The organism is Streptomyces sp. NPDC101776 (assembly GCF_044766845.1).
Classification (GTDB): domain Bacteria; phylum Actinomycetota; class Actinomycetes; order Streptomycetales; family Streptomycetaceae; genus Streptomyces.
Genome location: NZ_JBIWMV010000003.1, coordinates 108586 through 124508, shown reverse-complemented (window position 1 = coordinate 124508; position 15923 = coordinate 108586). Strand labels below are relative to the sequence as shown.

The window sequence follows — 15923 nt, the reverse complement described above, 5'->3', positions numbered from 1 at the left end:
CGCCACCCGCCACCCGCGCCCACCGCTCCCCGGCCTACCTACCGCCTACCGCCCATCCCGGCCCACCTCTGGCCGACCTAGATCACCTCGTGTTACCAAGAACCATGCCTGCACACGAGGGACCCGGACACCGGACGTACGACGCCGTCATCGTCGGCGGTGGCCACAACGGCCTGGTCGCCGCCGCCTACCTGGCCCGCGCCGGGCGCTCCGTGCTCGTGCTGGAGCGGCTCGACGGCACCGGTGGCGCCGCCGTGTCGACGCGGCCGTTCGCGGGGGTCGACGCGCGGCTGTCCCGGTACTCGTACCTGGTCAGCCTGTTGCCCAAGAAGATCGTGCGGGACCTCGGCCTCGACTTCCGTGTCCGGGGGCGCACCATCTCGTCGTACACCCCCGTCGAGCGCGACGGACGCTCCACCGGCCTCCTCGTCGGCGGCGGCGAGCGCCGGACCCGTGACGCCTTCGCCCGGCTGACCGGCGGTGACCGTGAGTACGCGGCCTGGCAGCGGCTCTACGGCATGACCGGCCGCCTCGCGCAGCGGGTCTTCCCCACGCTCACCGAGCCGCTGCCCAGCCGCGACGAACTGCGCCGTCGCGTCAACGACGAGGACGCCTGGCGGATGCTCTTCGAGGAGCCGATCGGCGTCGCGATCGAGGAGAACTTCGCGGACGACCTGGTCCGGGGCGTCGTCCTCACCGATGCCCTCATCGGCACCTTCGCCGACGCCCACGACCCCACGCTCGCCCAGAACCGCTGCTTCCTCTACCACGTCATCGGCGGCGGCACCGGTGCCTGGGACGTGCCGGTCGGCGGTATGGGCGCCCTCACCGACGCCTTGGCCACCGCCGCGCGCACGGCCGGCGCCGTACTCGCCACCGGTCACGAGGCCGTCCACATCGACACGGACGGACGCGCCGCCGAGATCACCTATCGCACGGCGGACGGCGAAGGCGTCGTGGGCGCCCGGCACGTCCTCGTCGGCGCCTCCCCGCAGCAACTGGCCGCCCTCACCGGCGACGAACCGCCCGCCCCCGCCGAGGGCGCCCAGCTCAAGGTGAACATGCTGCTCAAGCGGCTGCCCCGGCTCCGCGACACCTCGGTCGACCCGCGCGAGGCGTTCGCCGGCACCTTCCACATCGCCGAGGGCTACGGCCAACTGGCCGCAGCGCACGCCCAGGCCGCGTCCGGTGCGCTGCCCGCCGCGCCGCCCTCGGAGATCTACTGCCACTCGCTCACCGACCCGAGCATCCTCGGCCGGAACCTCGTCGAGAACGGCTACCAGACCCTCACCCTCTTCGGTCTGCACACCCCGGCGCGGCTGTTCGAACGGGACAACGACGCCGTACGCGACGAGTTGTTGAAGGCGACGCTCGCCCAGTTGGACACCCACCTCGCCGAGCCGCTCGCCGACTGCCTCGCCACCGACGCCGACGGCCGTCCCTGCATCGAGGCGAAGACCCCGCTGGACCTGGAACGCGACCTCCGGCTGCCCGGCGGCAACATCTTCCACCGCGAACTGACCTGGCCGTACGCCCAGGAGACCACCGGCCGCTGGGGCGTCGAGACCCGGCACGCGAACGTGCTCCTGTGCGGCGCGGGCGCCGTGCGCGGCGGGGGAGTCAGCGGGGTGCCTGGGCACAACGCGGCGATGGCGGTGCTGGAGGGCGGGGACGCCTGACGGCCCGTGTCCTGTGGGCCCGCCGCGAGGAAAATCTGACGGAGCATCAGAAAAGGCCTTCCGTCGTCCGGAGGACTGCGGCATTCTGCGCCCATGCAGACGGAGTTGAGCAAGAAACTGGGAATCGAGCACGCCATCTTCGGCTTCACGCCGTTCCCCGCCGTCGCCGCGGCCATCAGCCGGGCCGGCGGTTTCGGAGTGCTCGGCGCGGTCCGCTACACCGCCCCCGACGACCTCAAGCGCGACCTCGACTGGCTGGAGGCGCATGTCGAGGGGATGCCGTACGGCCTCGACGTCGTCATGCCGGCGAAGAAGGTCGAGGGCGTCACCGAGGCCCAGGTCGATGCGATGATCCCGGAAGGGCACCGGCAGTTCGTCACCGAGACCCTGGCCAAGTACGGCGTTCCCGAACTCGCCGAGGGCGAGGTGTCCGGCTGGCGCATCACCGGGTGGATGGAACAGGTCGCCCGCACCCAGCTCGACGTCGCCTTCGACTACCCGATCAAGCTGCTCGCCAACGCGCTGGGCTCGCCGCCCGCCGACGTCGTCGCCCGCGCCCATGACCGGAACGTCCTCGTCGCCGCGCTCGCGGGCAGCGCCCGGCACGCCCGCAAGCACGCGGAGGGCGGCATCGACATCGTCGTGGCCCAGGGCTACGAGGCGGGCGGCCACACCGGCGAGATCGCCTCCATGGTGCTCACGCCCGAAGTCGTCGACGCCGTCGACCCGTTGCCGGTACTCGCCGCGGGCGGCATCGGCAGCGGACAGCAGGTGGCCGCCGCGCTCAGCCTCGGCGCCCAAGGTGTGTGGCTGGGCTCCCTGTGGCTGACCACCACGGAAGCCGATATGCACTCGCCCGGAGTGACCCGCAAACTGCTCGCCGCCGGATCCGGCGACACCGTCCGCTCCCGTGCCCTGACCGGGAAGCCGGCCCGCCAACTGCGCACCGAATGGACCGACGCCTGGGACGACCCGGACGGTCCGGGCACCCTCCCCATGCCGCTCCAGGGCCTGCTGGTCGCGGAGGCCGTCTCGCGCATCCAGAAGTACGAGATCGAACCGCTGCTCGGCACCCCCGTCGGCCAGATCGTCGGCCGGATGAACAGCGAACGCAGTGTCCAGGCCGTCTTCGACGACCTCACCCGCGGCTTCGAGCACGCCGTCGACCGCATCAACCGCATCGCCGGAAGGAGCGGCCAGTGAGCACACAGCGCGAGAGCACACAGGGTGAGACCACACAGGGCGGAGCCACGGCAGGTGGGGCCGCCGCACAGGGAGTGAGCACACCCCCCGCCGGTTTCTGGGCCCAGGCGGCCCAGGACCCCGGCCGCGTGGTCCTCGTCGCGCCCGACGGCGAGGAGTGGACGGCCGGCCGACTGCACGCCGCCGCCAACCAGCTCGTCCACGGACTGCGCGCCGCCGGACTGGAAACCGGCGACGCCTTCGCGGTCGTCCTGCCCAACGGAGTCGAGTTCTTCACGGCCCATCTGGCCGCCACCCAGGCCGGGTTCTACCTCGTCCCCGTCAACCACCACTTCGTCGCACCGGAGATCGCCTGGATAGTCGCCGACTCCGGCGCCAAGGTGCTCATCGCGCACGAGCGGTTCGCCGAAGCCGCCCGCCAGGCCGCCGACGAGGCGGGCCTGCCCGCCACCCACCGGTACGCGGTCGGCACGGTCGAGGGCTTCCGGCCGTACGCCGAACTCCTCGACGGACAACCGGAGTCGGCGCCCACGGACCGCACCCTCGGCTGGGTCATGAACTACACCTCGGGCACCACCGGCCGCCCCCGCGGCATCCGCCGCCCCCTGCCCGGCAAGCCACCCGAGTCGGCGTACCTCGGCGGCTTCCTCGGCATCTTCGGCATCAAGCCGTTCGACGACAACGTGCACCTGGTCTGCTCGCCGCTCTACCACACGGCCGTCCTCCAGTTCGCGGGCGCCAGCCTGCACATAGGGCACCGCCTGGTCCTGATGGACAAGTGGACCCCGGAGGAGATGCTCCGCCTCATCGACCGCGAGAAGTGCACCCACACCCACATGGTCCCCACCCAGTTCCACCGACTCCTCGCCCTCCCCGAGGACACACGGGCGCGCTACGACGTCTCGTCCATGCGGCACTCCATCCACGGCGCCGCCCCGTGCCCGGACCATGTGAAGCGGGCGATGATCGACTGGTGGGGCATGTGTGTGGAGGAGTACTACGCGGCCAGCGAGGGCGGTGGCGCCTTCGCGACCGCCGAGGACTGGCTGAAGAAGCCCGGCACGGTCGGCAAGGCCTGGCCCATCAGCGAACTCGCGGTCTTCGACGACGACGGCAACCGGCTCCCGCCCGGTGAACTCGGCACCGTCTACATGAAGATGAGCACCGGCGGCTTCGCGTACCACAAGGACGAGGCCAAGACGAAGAAGAACCGCATCGGCGACTTCTTCACCGTCGGCGACCTCGGCTACCTCGACGAGGACGGCTATCTCTTCCTCCGCGACCGCAAGATCGACATGATCATCTCGGGCGGCGTCAACATCTACCCGGCCGAGATCGAGTCCGCGCTGCTCGCCCATCCCGCCGTCGCCGACGCCGCGGCCTTCGGCATCCCGCACGACGAGTGGGGCGAGGAGGTCAAGGCCGTCGTCGAACCGGGTCCGGGCCACGAACCGGGTCCGGATCTCGCCGCCGCGCTCCTCGCCCATTGCGCCGAGCAACTCGCCGGCTACAAGCGGCCCAAGAGCATCGACTTCATCGCCGAGATGCCCCGGGACCCCAACGGCAAGCTGTACAAGCGGCGGCTGCGGGAGCCGTACTGGGAGGGACGGGTCCGGCCTATGTGAGTGCGGCACATGTGGGTTCCCCATATGTGGGCCCGGCACGTATGGGCCGGGCCCACCTCGGCCACCCGGCTTGACCCGTCCGGGCGGCGGCCCGAGGATCATGTGTCATGACGCCCGTACACGGCAGCACGGTTGACGGGGTACTGCGACGCAGTGCCCGGCGCACTCCCGCCCGCGTGGCGGTGGACTACGGCGAGCGCTCCTGGACGTACGGGGAACTCGACGACGCCGTCTCCCGAGCCGCGAGCGTGCTCCTCGACCAGGGCCTCGCGCCGGGCGACCGGGTCGGTTCCTACGGCCACAACTCGGACGCCTATCTGATCGGCTTCCTCGCCTGTGCCCGGGCCGGCCTCGTGCACGTGCCGGTCAACCAGAACCTCAACGGCGACGACCTCGCGTACATCGTCGGCCAGTCCGGCAGCGCGCTGGTGCTCACCGATCCGGATCTCGCCGGTCAACTCCCGGACGGCGTACGGACGTTGCCGCTGCGGGACGCGGACGGCTCGCTGCTGGAGCTGCTGGCGACCGCGCCGCCGTACGACGGTCCCGAGCCGCGTACCGACGACCTGGTGCAGTTGCTCTACACCTCGGGCACGACCGCGCTGCCCAAGGGCGCGATGATGACCCACCGGGCCCTGGTGCACGAGTACTTGAGCGCGATCGCCGCCCTGGACCTGAGCGCCGGGGACCGGCCGGTGCACTCGCTGCCGCTGTACCACTCGGCGCAGCTGCATGTGTTCCTGCTGCCGTACCTCGCGGTCGGGGCGACCAACAGGATCCTCGACGCGCCCGACGGGGACCGGCTGTTCGACCTGATCGAGGCCGGGCAGGCGGACAGCCTGTTCGCCCCGCCCACGGTGTGGATCGGGCTGGCGAACCGCCCCGACTTCGGGACCCGTGACCTGAGCGGCCTGCGCAAGGCGTACTACGGCGCGTCGATCATGCCGGTACCCGTCCTGGAGCGGTTGCGCGAACGGCTCCCCAAGCTGGCCTTCTACAACTGCTTCGGGCAGAGCGAGATCGGCCCGCTCGCCACGGTCCTGGGCCCCGACGAGCACAAGGGCCGGCTGGAATCCTGCGGCCGTCCCGTGCTGTTCGTGGACGCGCGGGTGGTCGACGAGGACGGCAAGGACGTACCCGACGGGACACAGGGCGAAGTCGTCTACCGCTCACCGCAGTTGTGCGAGGGCTACTGGGACAAGCCCGAGGAGACCGCCGCCGCCTTCCGCGACGGCTGGTTCCACTCCGGCGACCTCGCCGTGCGGGACGCGCAGGGCTTCTTCACCGTCGTCGACCGGGTGAAGGACGTCATCAACTCCGGTGGCGTACTGGTCGCTTCACGCCAGGTCGAGGACGTTCTCTACACCCACGAGGCTGTCGCCGAGGTCGCCGTGATCGGCCTCCCCGACGACCGCTGGATCGAGGCGGTCACAGCGGTCGTCGTCCCGCGCGGCGAGGTCACCGAGGCCCAACTCATCGACCACGCCCGGGAGAAGCTGCCTCACTTCAAGGCGCCCAAGCGGGTCGAGTTCGTGACCGAGCTGCCGCGGAACGCCAGCGGAAAGATCCTCAAGCGGGAGTTGCGGCAGCGGTTCGCCGACGAGTAGCGCGCTGCTTCGCTTGGGCCGCTACTTCGCGTAGGCCGTCATGAAGCGGTCCCGGAACTTGTCCATGCCCAGCACCGGGGCACTGTCGGCGGGCTTGAGGCCGTCCGTCCAGCCCCAACTGGAGATCTTGTCCAGCACCTTGGGGTCGTGGGCGACGATGGTGATCGGCACGTCCCTGTCGGCGGTGCCACCGGTGACCGTCGGCACGGGCTGGTGGTCGCCGAGGAAGACGAGGACGGTGTTCTTGTTGCCGTAGCGCTGGACCCACTGGGTCAGGCTGTCCACGGAGTACTGGATGGCCTTGCGGTACTCGGTCCGCACACGCTTCGCGCTCTTCCAGACCTCCGTCGGGTTCGTGCCCTCCTTCTTGATCTGGTTGAAGATCGTGCCGTCCCCGAGCTGGTCCCAGGGGATGGTGTGGGCGATGGGGGACCAGGGGTTGTGGCTGGAGGCCAGGATGATCTCCGCCATGATCGGGTCGCGGTTCTTCTTGCCGAACTCCAGCTTCTCGAAGGACTCCAGGCTGAACTGGTCCGGCACCGGCGTCCAGCTGAAGTACGGGCCCTGGTATCCGAGATGGGTCGAGTCGTAGATGTTGTCGAGGCCGAAGTACTTGCCCTCGGGCCAGGACTTGCGCACACCGGGGACGATACCGACCGTGCGCCAGGCGCCGGTCTTCTGGAAGTAGCTCGTGAGGGTCGCTCGGGTGCTGGTGGTCACGGTGCGGTACCGCTGCTGGTTCTTGATCCACAGGCCGGACAGGAACGTCGAGTGGGCCAGCCAACTGCCCGCGCCCGTCACCGGCGACCTGAGCCAGGCGCTGCGCGACGAGAAGCCGGCCGCCTTGAGCCTGGCGTCGCCCGCCGTGAGCGTCTTGTCCATCTCCGGTGCCATCGTCGGGTCGTCGAGTGCGACCCGGCCGTAGCTCTCGATGAAGGTGAACAGGACGTCCTTGCCGCGCAGGCCGGTCAGCAGCTGGTCGGGCGGGGTCTTGGCGAAGGCGTCGACGGTGAGCTGCTTCTTGAAGACGTCGGCGTCTCCCAGACCCTCGCGGACGTACTTCACGCGGTTGGTGAGGAACTGGCTGTAGCCCTTGGTGGCGAGGGTGACGCCGCCGACCTGCACGCTCAGGGTGAAGCACATGATCCACGCGACACCGAGGACAAGTGTGGTGCGTACGGCCGTGGGGCGGTGCTCGGCCAGCACGTCCGCCAGCCGCACCATCGCGAGCGCGCTCGCCACGAGCACGACGACGAGCAGGACGATCACCGCGACGATCGAGAGCACCTCGCCCGAGCGCCCGAACGAGTCCTTCATCCAGTCCGCCGCGTCGCTCAGCAGGACCCAGTCGAAGACCAGGTCGAACGGGCGGGCCAGGGTCTGGTAGAAGCCCATGTCGAGGCACTTCAGGACGGTCGACAGCCCGACGAACGCGCCCGAGACGACGGCGGCGATCCGCCGCGCCCTCGACGGCAGCACGAGCAGCACGATCGCGAGGACGATCAGCTCCACGGGCAGCCGGAGGAACGACTGAAACGTCATCCGGTCGAGCCGGTCGGGCACCACGAGAGCCACGAGCAGCAGCGCACCGGCCAACACACTCGTGCCCACCCGTACGGCACGTGCGGTACGGGGGTAACGGGCACGCCAGCCGAACCAGCCGGTGCGGAGGGGGAGTTGGGGGGAGTCTTCGGAGGATTGTGCGGAATCGGCGAGCGCGGCGGGACCGGAGGGCTCAACGGCTTCGGCGGGTTCAGCGGACGCTGCGGGCTCGACGGGCTCGACGGGCTCAGAGGTCTTGTCGGGCGTGGCGGAGGCTGCGGGGCTGGCGGATTTGCCGGACTTCGCGGTCTCGACGCCTACGGAGGCCTCGCCGGGCGTCGCGGACACCGCGGACTCGGTGGGTTCCGCGGTCTTGGCAGGCTCTGCGGACTTGCCAGGCTCGGCCGGCTCTGCGGATTCGCCGGGCTGAGCGGACTCTTCGGACCCGGCGGGCTCTGCGGATTCTGCGGGCTCGCCAGGTTCGGCAGATGCTGCGGGTGAGGCCGATTCGGCGGCGTCGACGGACTTGGCCGCCTCGGGCGCCCCCGGCGCGTCGGACGATTCGTCCGGGTCAGCCGGGTCAGCCGAGTTGGACGTGCTGGCCGAGTCCGGGGCGGCCCCGTGAACCGAGTCAACCTCGTCAAGTGAGCCGGCCCCGTCGGCCGAGTCGGACGCGTTGGCCGCGTCCCGTGAGTCCGGTGAGCCGTGTTGCTCGGGTGGCTTCTGTGGTCCGGGCGGTGCGGCCTCCGTCGCCGCTGTCGGGTCGGTCTCCCCGGTGGCCTTGTCGTGCGCCAGCGGTTGAGAGCGAGTGAAGAGCGGCACCCGAACGTCCTTCCGTGCTGAGCCCGGTGACGGCATGGCGGACCTGGCCCGGGCCACCAGATTCGTCACCATGAGTACGGCCGCACGCTACCGGCAGTTCAAGCCGGTGTACTCATTGACCCACTGTTGACTCACTGATCTGCGGCGACGGCCACCTCCCGCGCCCACCGGTAGTCCGCCTTGCCGCTCGGCGACCGCTGGATGGACTCCGCGATCACCAGTTGGCGCGGGATCTTGTACCCGGCGAGGTGGGTACGGCAGTGCGTCTGGATGTCGTCCAGCGACAGCCGTTCCGCACCCCCGCGGAGTTGAACGACGGCGGCCACATGGTTGCCCCACCGCACGTCCGGCACCCCGGCCACGAGCGCGTCGTAGACATCCGGATGCGACTTGAGCGCCTGCTCGACCTCCTCCGGGTACACCTTCTCCCCACCGGTGTTGATGCACTGCGAACCCCGGCCGAGAACCGTGACGACGCCCTCCGCGTCCACGGTCGCCATGTCGCCGAGCAGCACCCACCGCCTGTCGTCCTTCTCGAAGAAGGTCTCGGCGGTCTTCCGCGCGTCGTTGTAGTAGCCGAGCGGTACATGACCGCACTGCGCGACCCGGCCGATCTCACCCACGGCGACCGGCTCGTGCGTGGCCGGATCGACCACCTGGGTACGGGAGTTGACGCGGATGCGGAAGGACTGCCCGGCCCCGGAGTCGGCCGTGGCCGTGCCGTTGAACCCGGACTCGGACGAGCCGTAGTTGTTCAGGAGCATCGTGTTCGGGAGCAGCTCCTGGAACTGCCGCCGCACCGTCTCCGACATGATCGCGCCCGACGACGAGACGCTGAACATCGACGAGCAGTCGGTGCCCTTCATCGGCCCGTTGAGCGCGTCGATCAGCGGGCGCAGCATCGCGTCGCCTACCAGGGACATGCTGGTGACCTTCTCCTTCTCGATGGTCCGCAGCACCTCCTCAGGGACGAACTTGCGATGGATCACCACGCGTTGGCCGAAGTTGAAGCCGATGAACGCCGTGAGCGTGGAGGTGCCGTGCATCAGCGGAGGAGCGGGGAAGAAGGTGATCCCCGCCCCGCCGGCCGCGACCCGCTCGGCCAACTCCTCGGGTTTCTTGACGGGTTCACCGGTCGGCGCGCCGCCGCCGAGCCCCGAGAAGAACAGGTCCTCCTGGCGCCACATCACACCCTTGGGCATCCCCGTCGTACCGCCGGTGTAGATGATGAACTGGTCGTCGCCCGAACGGGCCGGGAACCCGCGCTCAGGAGACCCGCTCGCCTCCGCGTCCGTGAAGGCCACCGCCGGTACGTCCGGGGCGTCTTGCGGCGGTGTCCCCACCCGCACCAGGTGCCGAAGCTGCTCCGCCCGCGGCAGCGCGGCCGCCACCCGCTCGGTGAACTCCGTGTCGAAGACCAGCGCCACGAGGTCGGCGTCCTGGTAGAGGTACACCAACTCCTCTTCGACGTAGCGGTAGTTGACGTTGACCGGTACCACCCGCGCCTTGAGACAGCCCAGCACCGTCTGCACGTACTCGACGCCGTTGTAGAGATGGAGCCCGAGGTGCTCGCCCGGGCGTATCCCGGCGTCGATCAGATGATGGGCGACGCGGTTCGCCGCCGCGTCCAACTCCGCGTAGGTCAGGCGGCGTTCCGCGCCCGTCCCCGGGTGGTCGATGTACACGAGCGCCTCGCGGTCCGGGACCACGTCGACGACCGACTCGAACAGGTCGGCAATGTTGTACTCCACCACTCCTCCTGACGTCGGTTCGCCGGTCATCAGAGCAAAGGGCGCGGCAACTGTGAAGGGTCCGCGCAGAAGAAATCTGACTGAGTGTCAGAAACCTCTTGTACTGGCAGGGCGCCTCCTGCAACCTGTTCTCGTTCCGGAGGCGGTACGGCGACGGGAGACGACCATGGGCGGTACGGAACACCTGACCGTGCGGCGCGAGGGCGCCACGTTGGTGCTCACCCTCAACAGGCCCGAGGCGAAGAACGCGCTCTCGTTGCCGATGCTGGTCGGTCTCTACGACGGGTGGATCGAGGCCGACGCGGACGACGCGATCCGTTCGATCGTGCTGACCGGTGCGGGGGGCGCGTTCTGCGCGGGCATGGACCTCAAGGCGCTGGCCGGCAAGGGCATGGAGGGGCAGCAGTACCGTGACCGGCTTACCGCCGATCCCGACCTGCACTGGAAGGCGATGCTGCGGCACCATCGGCCCCGCAAGCCGGTGATCGCCGCGGTCGAGGGGTACTGCGTGGCCGGCGGTACGGAGATTCTTCAGGGCACCGATATCCGGGTCGCGGGGGAGTCGGCGACGTTCGGGCTGTTCGAGGTCAAGCGCGGGCTGTTTCCGATCGGGGGCTCAACTGTCCGTCTCCAGCGGCAGATTCCGCGTACGCATGCGTTGGAGATGCTGCTCACGGGGCGTCCGTACAGCGCGCGGGAGGCGGCGGACGTCGGTCTGATCGGGCATGTCGTCCCCGACGGGACGGCTCTGGCCAAGGCGTTGGAGATCGCTGAACTCGTCAACTCCTGTGGGCCGTTGGCTGTCGAGGCGGTGAAGGCGTCGGTGTACGAGAGCGCGGAGTTGACCGAGACGGAGGGGCTTGCGGCCGAACTCAAGCGGGGGTGGCCGGTGTTCGACACGGCCGATGCGAAGGAGGGGGCGCGTGCCTTTGCGGAGAAGCGGGCGCCTGTTTATAAGCGGGCGTAGTGCTCCGCTGGTCGGCCCGTTTGTGTCTGCGGGTTCGTTGTGGCTGGTCGCGCAGTTCCCCGCGCCCCTGGGTGGGGACAGTCGGCCCGCATCTGTTTAGTGAGGAGATGTCGTGCCTGAAGTGCTCAAAGCGCCCCTGACTCTGGAATTCCCCTTTACCCGCTCCCTCGGGCCCGTCCAGAGCGCGTTTCTCACCGGGCTGCGGGAACGTGTCGTGCTCGGGGTGAAGACGGGCGACGGACGTACCCTCGTCCCTCCCGTCGAGTACGACCCCGTCACCGCCGAGGAGATCCGGGATCTCGTCGAGGTCGCTTCCACCGGGACGGTCACCACCTGGGCCTGGAACCACGAATCCCGGCGTGGCCAACCCCTCGACGCGCCCTTCGCCTGGGTGCTGGTCCGGCTCGACGGTGCCGACACCGCTCTGCTGCACGCCCTCGACGCCTCCGGCCCCGACGCCGTGCACACCGGCATGCGTGTCCGCGTCCGCTGGGCCGAGGAACGCACCGGTGCCATCACGGACATCGCCTGCTTCGAGTCGTACGGGAACGAAGGCGACGAGGGATCTCAACCCACCCTCCACACCGGCGAGTTCGAGAACATGGTCACCGGCATCGTGGCCTCGGCCCGCCTCGACTACGTCTACTCGCCCGGTCGCGCGCAGACCGACTACATCCACGCGCTCTCCGAACAACGCACCGTCGGCGAACGCTGCCCCTCCTGCCGCAAGGTGTACGTCCCGCCGAGGGGTGCCTGCCCCACCTGCGGTGTCGCCACTGCGGAACATGTGGAAGTGGGGCCGCGCGGCACGGTCACCACGTTCTGCATCGTCAACATCAAGGCGAAGAACCTCGACATCGAGGTGCCGTACGTCTACGCGCACATCGCCCTCGACGGCGCCGACCTCGCGCTGCACGGACGGATCGGCGGCATCCCCTACGACCAGGTGCGCATGGGGCTGCGCGTCGAGGCGGTGTGGAGCGAGGGCGGGCGTTATCCGGACCACTACCGGCCGAGCGGCGAGCCCGACGCGGACTACGACGTCTACAAGGAGCTGCTGTGATGCATGGAGCTGCCGCGATGCGTGAGATCGCCGTCGTCGCCTTCGCGCAGACCGACCACCGGCGCACCACCGACGAGCTCTCCGAGGTGGAGATGCTGATGCCGGTCCTGCACGGCGTCCTCGAACAGACCGGGCTGAAGACCGCCGACATCGACTTCACCTGCTCCGGCTCCAGCGACTACCTCGCGGGCCGCGCCTTCTCCTTCACCCTCGCCCTCGACGGTGTCGGCGCCTGGCCGCCGATCTCCGAGTCGCACGTCGAGATGGACGGCGCCTGGGCCCTCTACGAGGCATGGACCAAACTCCTCACCGGCGACGCCGACACCGCGCTCGTCTACTCGTACGGCAAGTCGTCCCCCGGCTCCGTGCGTGATGTGCTGACGCGACAACTCGACCCGTACTACGTCGCCCCGCTGTGGCCGGACTCCGTCGCCCTCGCCGCCCTCCAGGCCCAGGCCCTCATCGACGCCGGCGACACCGACGAACCCGCCCTCGCCGCCGTGGCCGCCCGCAGCCGGACCGACGCGAGCGCCAACTCCCATGCGCAGGTGCGGGGTTCGGTGCCGCAGGGGGACTATGTCGTACGGCCGCTGCGCACCGGCGACTGCCCGCCGATCGGTGACGGTGCCGCCGCCGTGATCCTCGCGGCCGGCGACCGGGCCCGCGAACTGTGTGAACGGCCCGCCTGGATCAGGGGCATTGACCACCGCATCGAGGCACACGGGCTGGGAGTACGGGAGTTGACCGACTCGCCGTCCGCGCGGCTGGCCGCCGAGAAGGCCGGGGCTTTTGAACGGCCCGTGGACACCGCCGAGTTGCACGCGCCGTTCACCGCGCAGGAGGTCGTCCTGCGCAAGGCGCTGCGGCTCGGCGACGAGGTGCGTGTCAACCCGTCCGGCGGGGCCCTCGCCGCCAACCCCGTCATGGCCGCCGGGCTCATCCGTATCGGTGAGGCCGCCGCCCGTATCCACCGGGGCGAGTCCGACCGGGCCCTCGCCCACGCCACCTCCGGGCCCTGTCTGCAACAGAACCTGGTCGCCGTACTCGAAGGGGATCCGCGATGAGCAAGGAGCCCGTGGCCGTCGTAGGGATCGGCCAGACCAAGCATGTCGCCGCGCGGCGGGACGTGTCGATCGCGGGGCTTGTGCGCGAGGCGGCCCGACGTGCCCTGGACGACGCCGAGTTGACGTGGGCCGACATCGACGCCGTGGTCATCGGGAAGGCACCGGACTTCTTCGAGGGCGTCATGATGCCCGAGCTGTATCTCGCCGACGCGCTGGGGGCCGTGGGGAAGCCCATGCTGCGGGTGCACACCGCCGGGTCGGTGGGCGGGTCGACCGCGCTCGTCGCCGCGAATCTTGTCGCCGCCCGCGTGCACGGCACTGTCCTCACGCTGGCCTTCGAGAAGCAGTCCGAGTCGAACGCCATGTGGGGACTGTCTCTCCCAATTCCCTTTCAGCAGCCACTGCTTGCCGGCGCGGGTGGGTTCTTCGCGCCGCACGTGCGCGCCTATATGCGACGTACCGGAGCGCCCGACACGGTGGGTTCCCTGGTGGCGTACAAGGACCGGCGCAATGCGCTGAAGAACCCGTACGCGCATCTCCACGAGCACGACATCACCCTGGAGAAGGTCCAGGCCTCGCCGATGCTGTGGGACCCGATCCGCTATTCGGAGACCTGTCCCTCCTCGGACGGCGCCTGCGCGATGGTCCTCACCGACCGGGCGGGGGCGGCCCGCGCACCCCGTCCGGCGGCCTGGATGCACGGGGGTGCCATGCGGAGCGAACCCACACTGTTCGCGGGGAAGGACTGTGTGTCACCACAGGCCGGGAAGGACTGCGCCGCCGACGTGTACCGGCAGGCCGGGATCGCCGATCCGCGCCGGGACATCGACGCCGTGGAGATGTATGTGCCGTTCTCCTGGTACGAGCCCATGTGGCTGGAGAATCTCGGATTCGCCGAGGAGGGAGAAGGCTGGAAGCTCACCGAATCGGGGGTGACCGAGCTGGACGGCGACCTTCCTGTGAACATGTCAGGGGGTGTGTTGTCGACCAATCCGATCGGCGCCTCGGGCATGATCCGCTTCGCGGAGGCCGCCCTCCAGGTGCGCGGCCAGGCCGGGGAACACCAGGTGGAAGGGGCCCGACGGGTTCTCGGGCACGCCTACGGCGGCGGATCCCAGTTCTTCTCGATGTGGCTCGTGGGCAGTGAACCCCCCGCCTCCTGAAAGGTCCCCCTCACGTGGCCTGTCGGCATCAGAAGTCGATCGCTAGGCTGGCCGCGGACGACGAATCGGGAGGAGCACGGACGTGGCCGAGAGCACCATCCAGCAGCACCCGCTTGCGGGCTGGGACAAGCCGGAGCTGGACCTCAGTGACGCCGATTGGCACTCAGGCAGCCGTGGACTGGGGGATGTCCAGATCGCTTTTGTCGAGGGATTCATCGCGATGCGCAACAGCGGCCGCCCGGAGAGCCCTTCCTTGATCTTCACGCCCGCGGAATGGGGCGCGTTCGTGTCGGGGGCGCGGGAGGGGGAGTTCGATCTGACGTGAGGGGCGTTCCGCCGCTCACCGGTGTCCCACCTGATTTTTCCGGACACGCGACCTAGAGAACCCTTCTGGAGCCGACGCCTGAGCCAGGCTGGCCCCAGGGGGGAAGGTCCCGCTACTCCTGAGGTGAGGAACCCATGAGCACCCTGCCGGTCATCGCGGCGGTCGACGGTTCGGACGACAGCCTGCACGCCCTGGACTGGGCCCTCGACGCGGCCCGTGGACGCGGGGCGCCCTTGCGGGTCGTCCATGTGTGGCAGTACGCCGCCGCCTGGACACCGCCCGGCGTCCTGGTCGCCGGGCCGCCGGACCCGGCCGAGGACGAGGTGCTCGGCGAGGTCCGTACGTATGTCGAGAAGCGTGCCGCCCGGCCGGTCATGGAGTACCTCAGGCTGCAGGGCGCACCCGGCGCCGTACTGCCCGAACTCGGTTCCACCGCACAGCTGTTGGTGCTCGGCTCGCGCGGCCGCGGCGGCTTCGCCAGCCTGCTGCTCGGCTCGAACGGCATGGCCGCAGCCCGCGACACGGACTGTCCCGTCGTCGTGGTGCCCCGGCCCGGTCGCGAGGTCCACGACGCGCCCCCGGCCGGACCCGGGCCCCGGGTCGTCGTCGGCCTGCACGTGGACAGCCCCGACGAGACCATCCTCGCGTTCGCCTTCGCCGAGGCCGCCCGGCGCGGAGCCCGCCTCCAGGTCGTCGCCGCCTACCCGTGGCCGCCGCAGGCCTGGGCGTCCGCCGGTGAACTCGTCCCGCCGGTCATCGACCAGGACGCCATCGAGAACGAGACCCGCGTCCTCACCGAGGCCCAACTCGCCCCGCACCGCGACCTCCACCCCGATGTCCACGCCGAGCCGTACGTCGCCCCGGGCGACGCGGCCGGCCACCTGGTCGCCGCCTCGAAGGACGCGGACCTCGTCGTCGTGGGCCGCCACCGCCGCCGACTGCTCTCCCCGGCCCGCCTGCTCGGCTCGGTCACCCAGGCGGTCCTGCTGCACGCGGCGAGCCCGGTCGCGGTGGTGCCGCCGACCGCACCGGAGGAGTGAGGATCACACGGGATCCGCGTCCCTGCCGTCACCGCCGACTCAGGAAAACCGGTCGGTACGCCTTCGCCCACT

At 70.0% G+C, this 15923-nt stretch carries 12 protein-coding genes; 10 read left to right on the top strand and 2 right to left on the bottom strand.

All coding sequences use genetic code 11. The features are described 5' to 3' along the window. Positions 1-104: 104 nt before the first annotated feature. The 4 genes from ACIRRY_RS11975 to ACIRRY_RS11960 all read left to right on the top strand — a co-directional run bounded on the left by ACIRRY_RS11975 (position 105) and on the right by ACIRRY_RS11960 (position 6114). On the top strand, positions 105-1679 hold the full coding sequence (locus ACIRRY_RS11975; protein ID WP_403971103.1) for a phytoene desaturase family protein: 1575 nt from the start codon (positions 105-107) through the stop codon (positions 1677-1679). Between the two features lie 93 nt (positions 1680-1772). Further along, positions 1773-2882, top strand: a complete 1110-nt coding sequence (locus tag ACIRRY_RS11970) for a nitronate monooxygenase (RefSeq protein WP_403971101.1) — start codon at positions 1773-1775, stop codon at positions 2880-2882. 74 nt (positions 2883-2956) lie between these two features. Next, positions 2957-4507 (top strand): acyl-CoA synthetase, encoded by a 1551-nt coding sequence (locus tag ACIRRY_RS11965; protein ID WP_403972240.1) that lies wholly within the window; start codon positions 2957-2959, stop codon positions 4505-4507. Between the two features lie 107 nt (positions 4508-4614). Next, positions 4615-6114 (top strand): acyl-CoA synthetase, encoded by a 1500-nt coding sequence (locus ACIRRY_RS11960; protein WP_403971099.1) that lies wholly within the window; start codon positions 4615-4617, stop codon positions 6112-6114. A gap of 21 nt (positions 6115-6135) precedes the next feature. On the opposite strand, the gene ACIRRY_RS11955 is transcribed toward ACIRRY_RS11960, so the two are convergent. Together ACIRRY_RS11955 and ACIRRY_RS11950 are read right to left on the bottom strand one after the other, a co-directional pair. After that, a complete protein-coding gene (locus ACIRRY_RS11955; RefSeq protein WP_403972238.1) occupies positions 6136-7725 on the bottom strand; it encodes a sulfatase in 1590 nt (529 codons plus the stop codon). Positions 7726-8609: 884 nt separating this feature from the next. Further along, the gene (locus ACIRRY_RS11950) at positions 8610-10229 is read right to left on the bottom strand and encodes an acyl-CoA synthetase (protein ID WP_403971097.1); all 1620 of its coding nucleotides are present in this window, start codon (positions 10227-10229) and stop codon (positions 8610-8612) included. Positions 10230-10395: 166 nt separating this feature from the next. Here ACIRRY_RS11950 and ACIRRY_RS11945 point away from each other — a divergent pair, with 166 nt between their 5' ends. The 6 genes from ACIRRY_RS11945 to ACIRRY_RS11920 all read left to right on the top strand — a co-directional run bounded on the left by ACIRRY_RS11945 (position 10396) and on the right by ACIRRY_RS11920 (position 15851). Next, a complete protein-coding gene (locus tag ACIRRY_RS11945; RefSeq protein ID WP_403971095.1) occupies positions 10396-11196 on the top strand; it encodes a crotonase/enoyl-CoA hydratase family protein in 801 nt (266 codons plus the stop codon). A 112-nt stretch (positions 11197-11308) separates the two neighbouring features. Next, complete coding sequence (locus ACIRRY_RS11940) at positions 11309-12259, top strand: Zn-ribbon domain-containing OB-fold protein (protein ID WP_403971093.1); 951 nt, start codon at positions 11309-11311, stop codon at positions 12257-12259. A 17-nt stretch (positions 12260-12276) separates the two neighbouring features. Next, positions 12277-13323: a thiolase domain-containing protein gene (locus ACIRRY_RS11935; RefSeq protein WP_403971091.1), complete on the top strand. Its 1047-nt coding sequence runs from the start codon at positions 12277-12279 to the stop codon at positions 13321-13323. Further along, positions 13320-14486 carry a thiolase domain-containing protein gene (locus ACIRRY_RS11930; protein WP_403971089.1) on the top strand — a complete coding sequence of 389 codons (1167 nt, stop codon included), beginning with the start codon at positions 13320-13322 and terminating at the stop codon, positions 14484-14486. The genes ACIRRY_RS11935 and ACIRRY_RS11930 overlap by 4 nt, the downstream gene beginning before the upstream one ends. An 82-nt stretch (positions 14487-14568) precedes the next feature. Beyond that, positions 14569-14811: a DUF397 domain-containing protein gene (locus tag ACIRRY_RS11925; protein WP_019057879.1), complete on the top strand. Its 243-nt coding sequence runs from the start codon at positions 14569-14571 to the stop codon at positions 14809-14811. Positions 14812-14945: 134 nt separating this feature from the next. Next, entirely contained in the window at positions 14946-15851 is a 906-nt protein-coding gene (locus tag ACIRRY_RS11920; protein ID WP_403971087.1) for a universal stress protein, read from the top strand. Positions 15852-15923 lie beyond the last annotated feature (72 nt).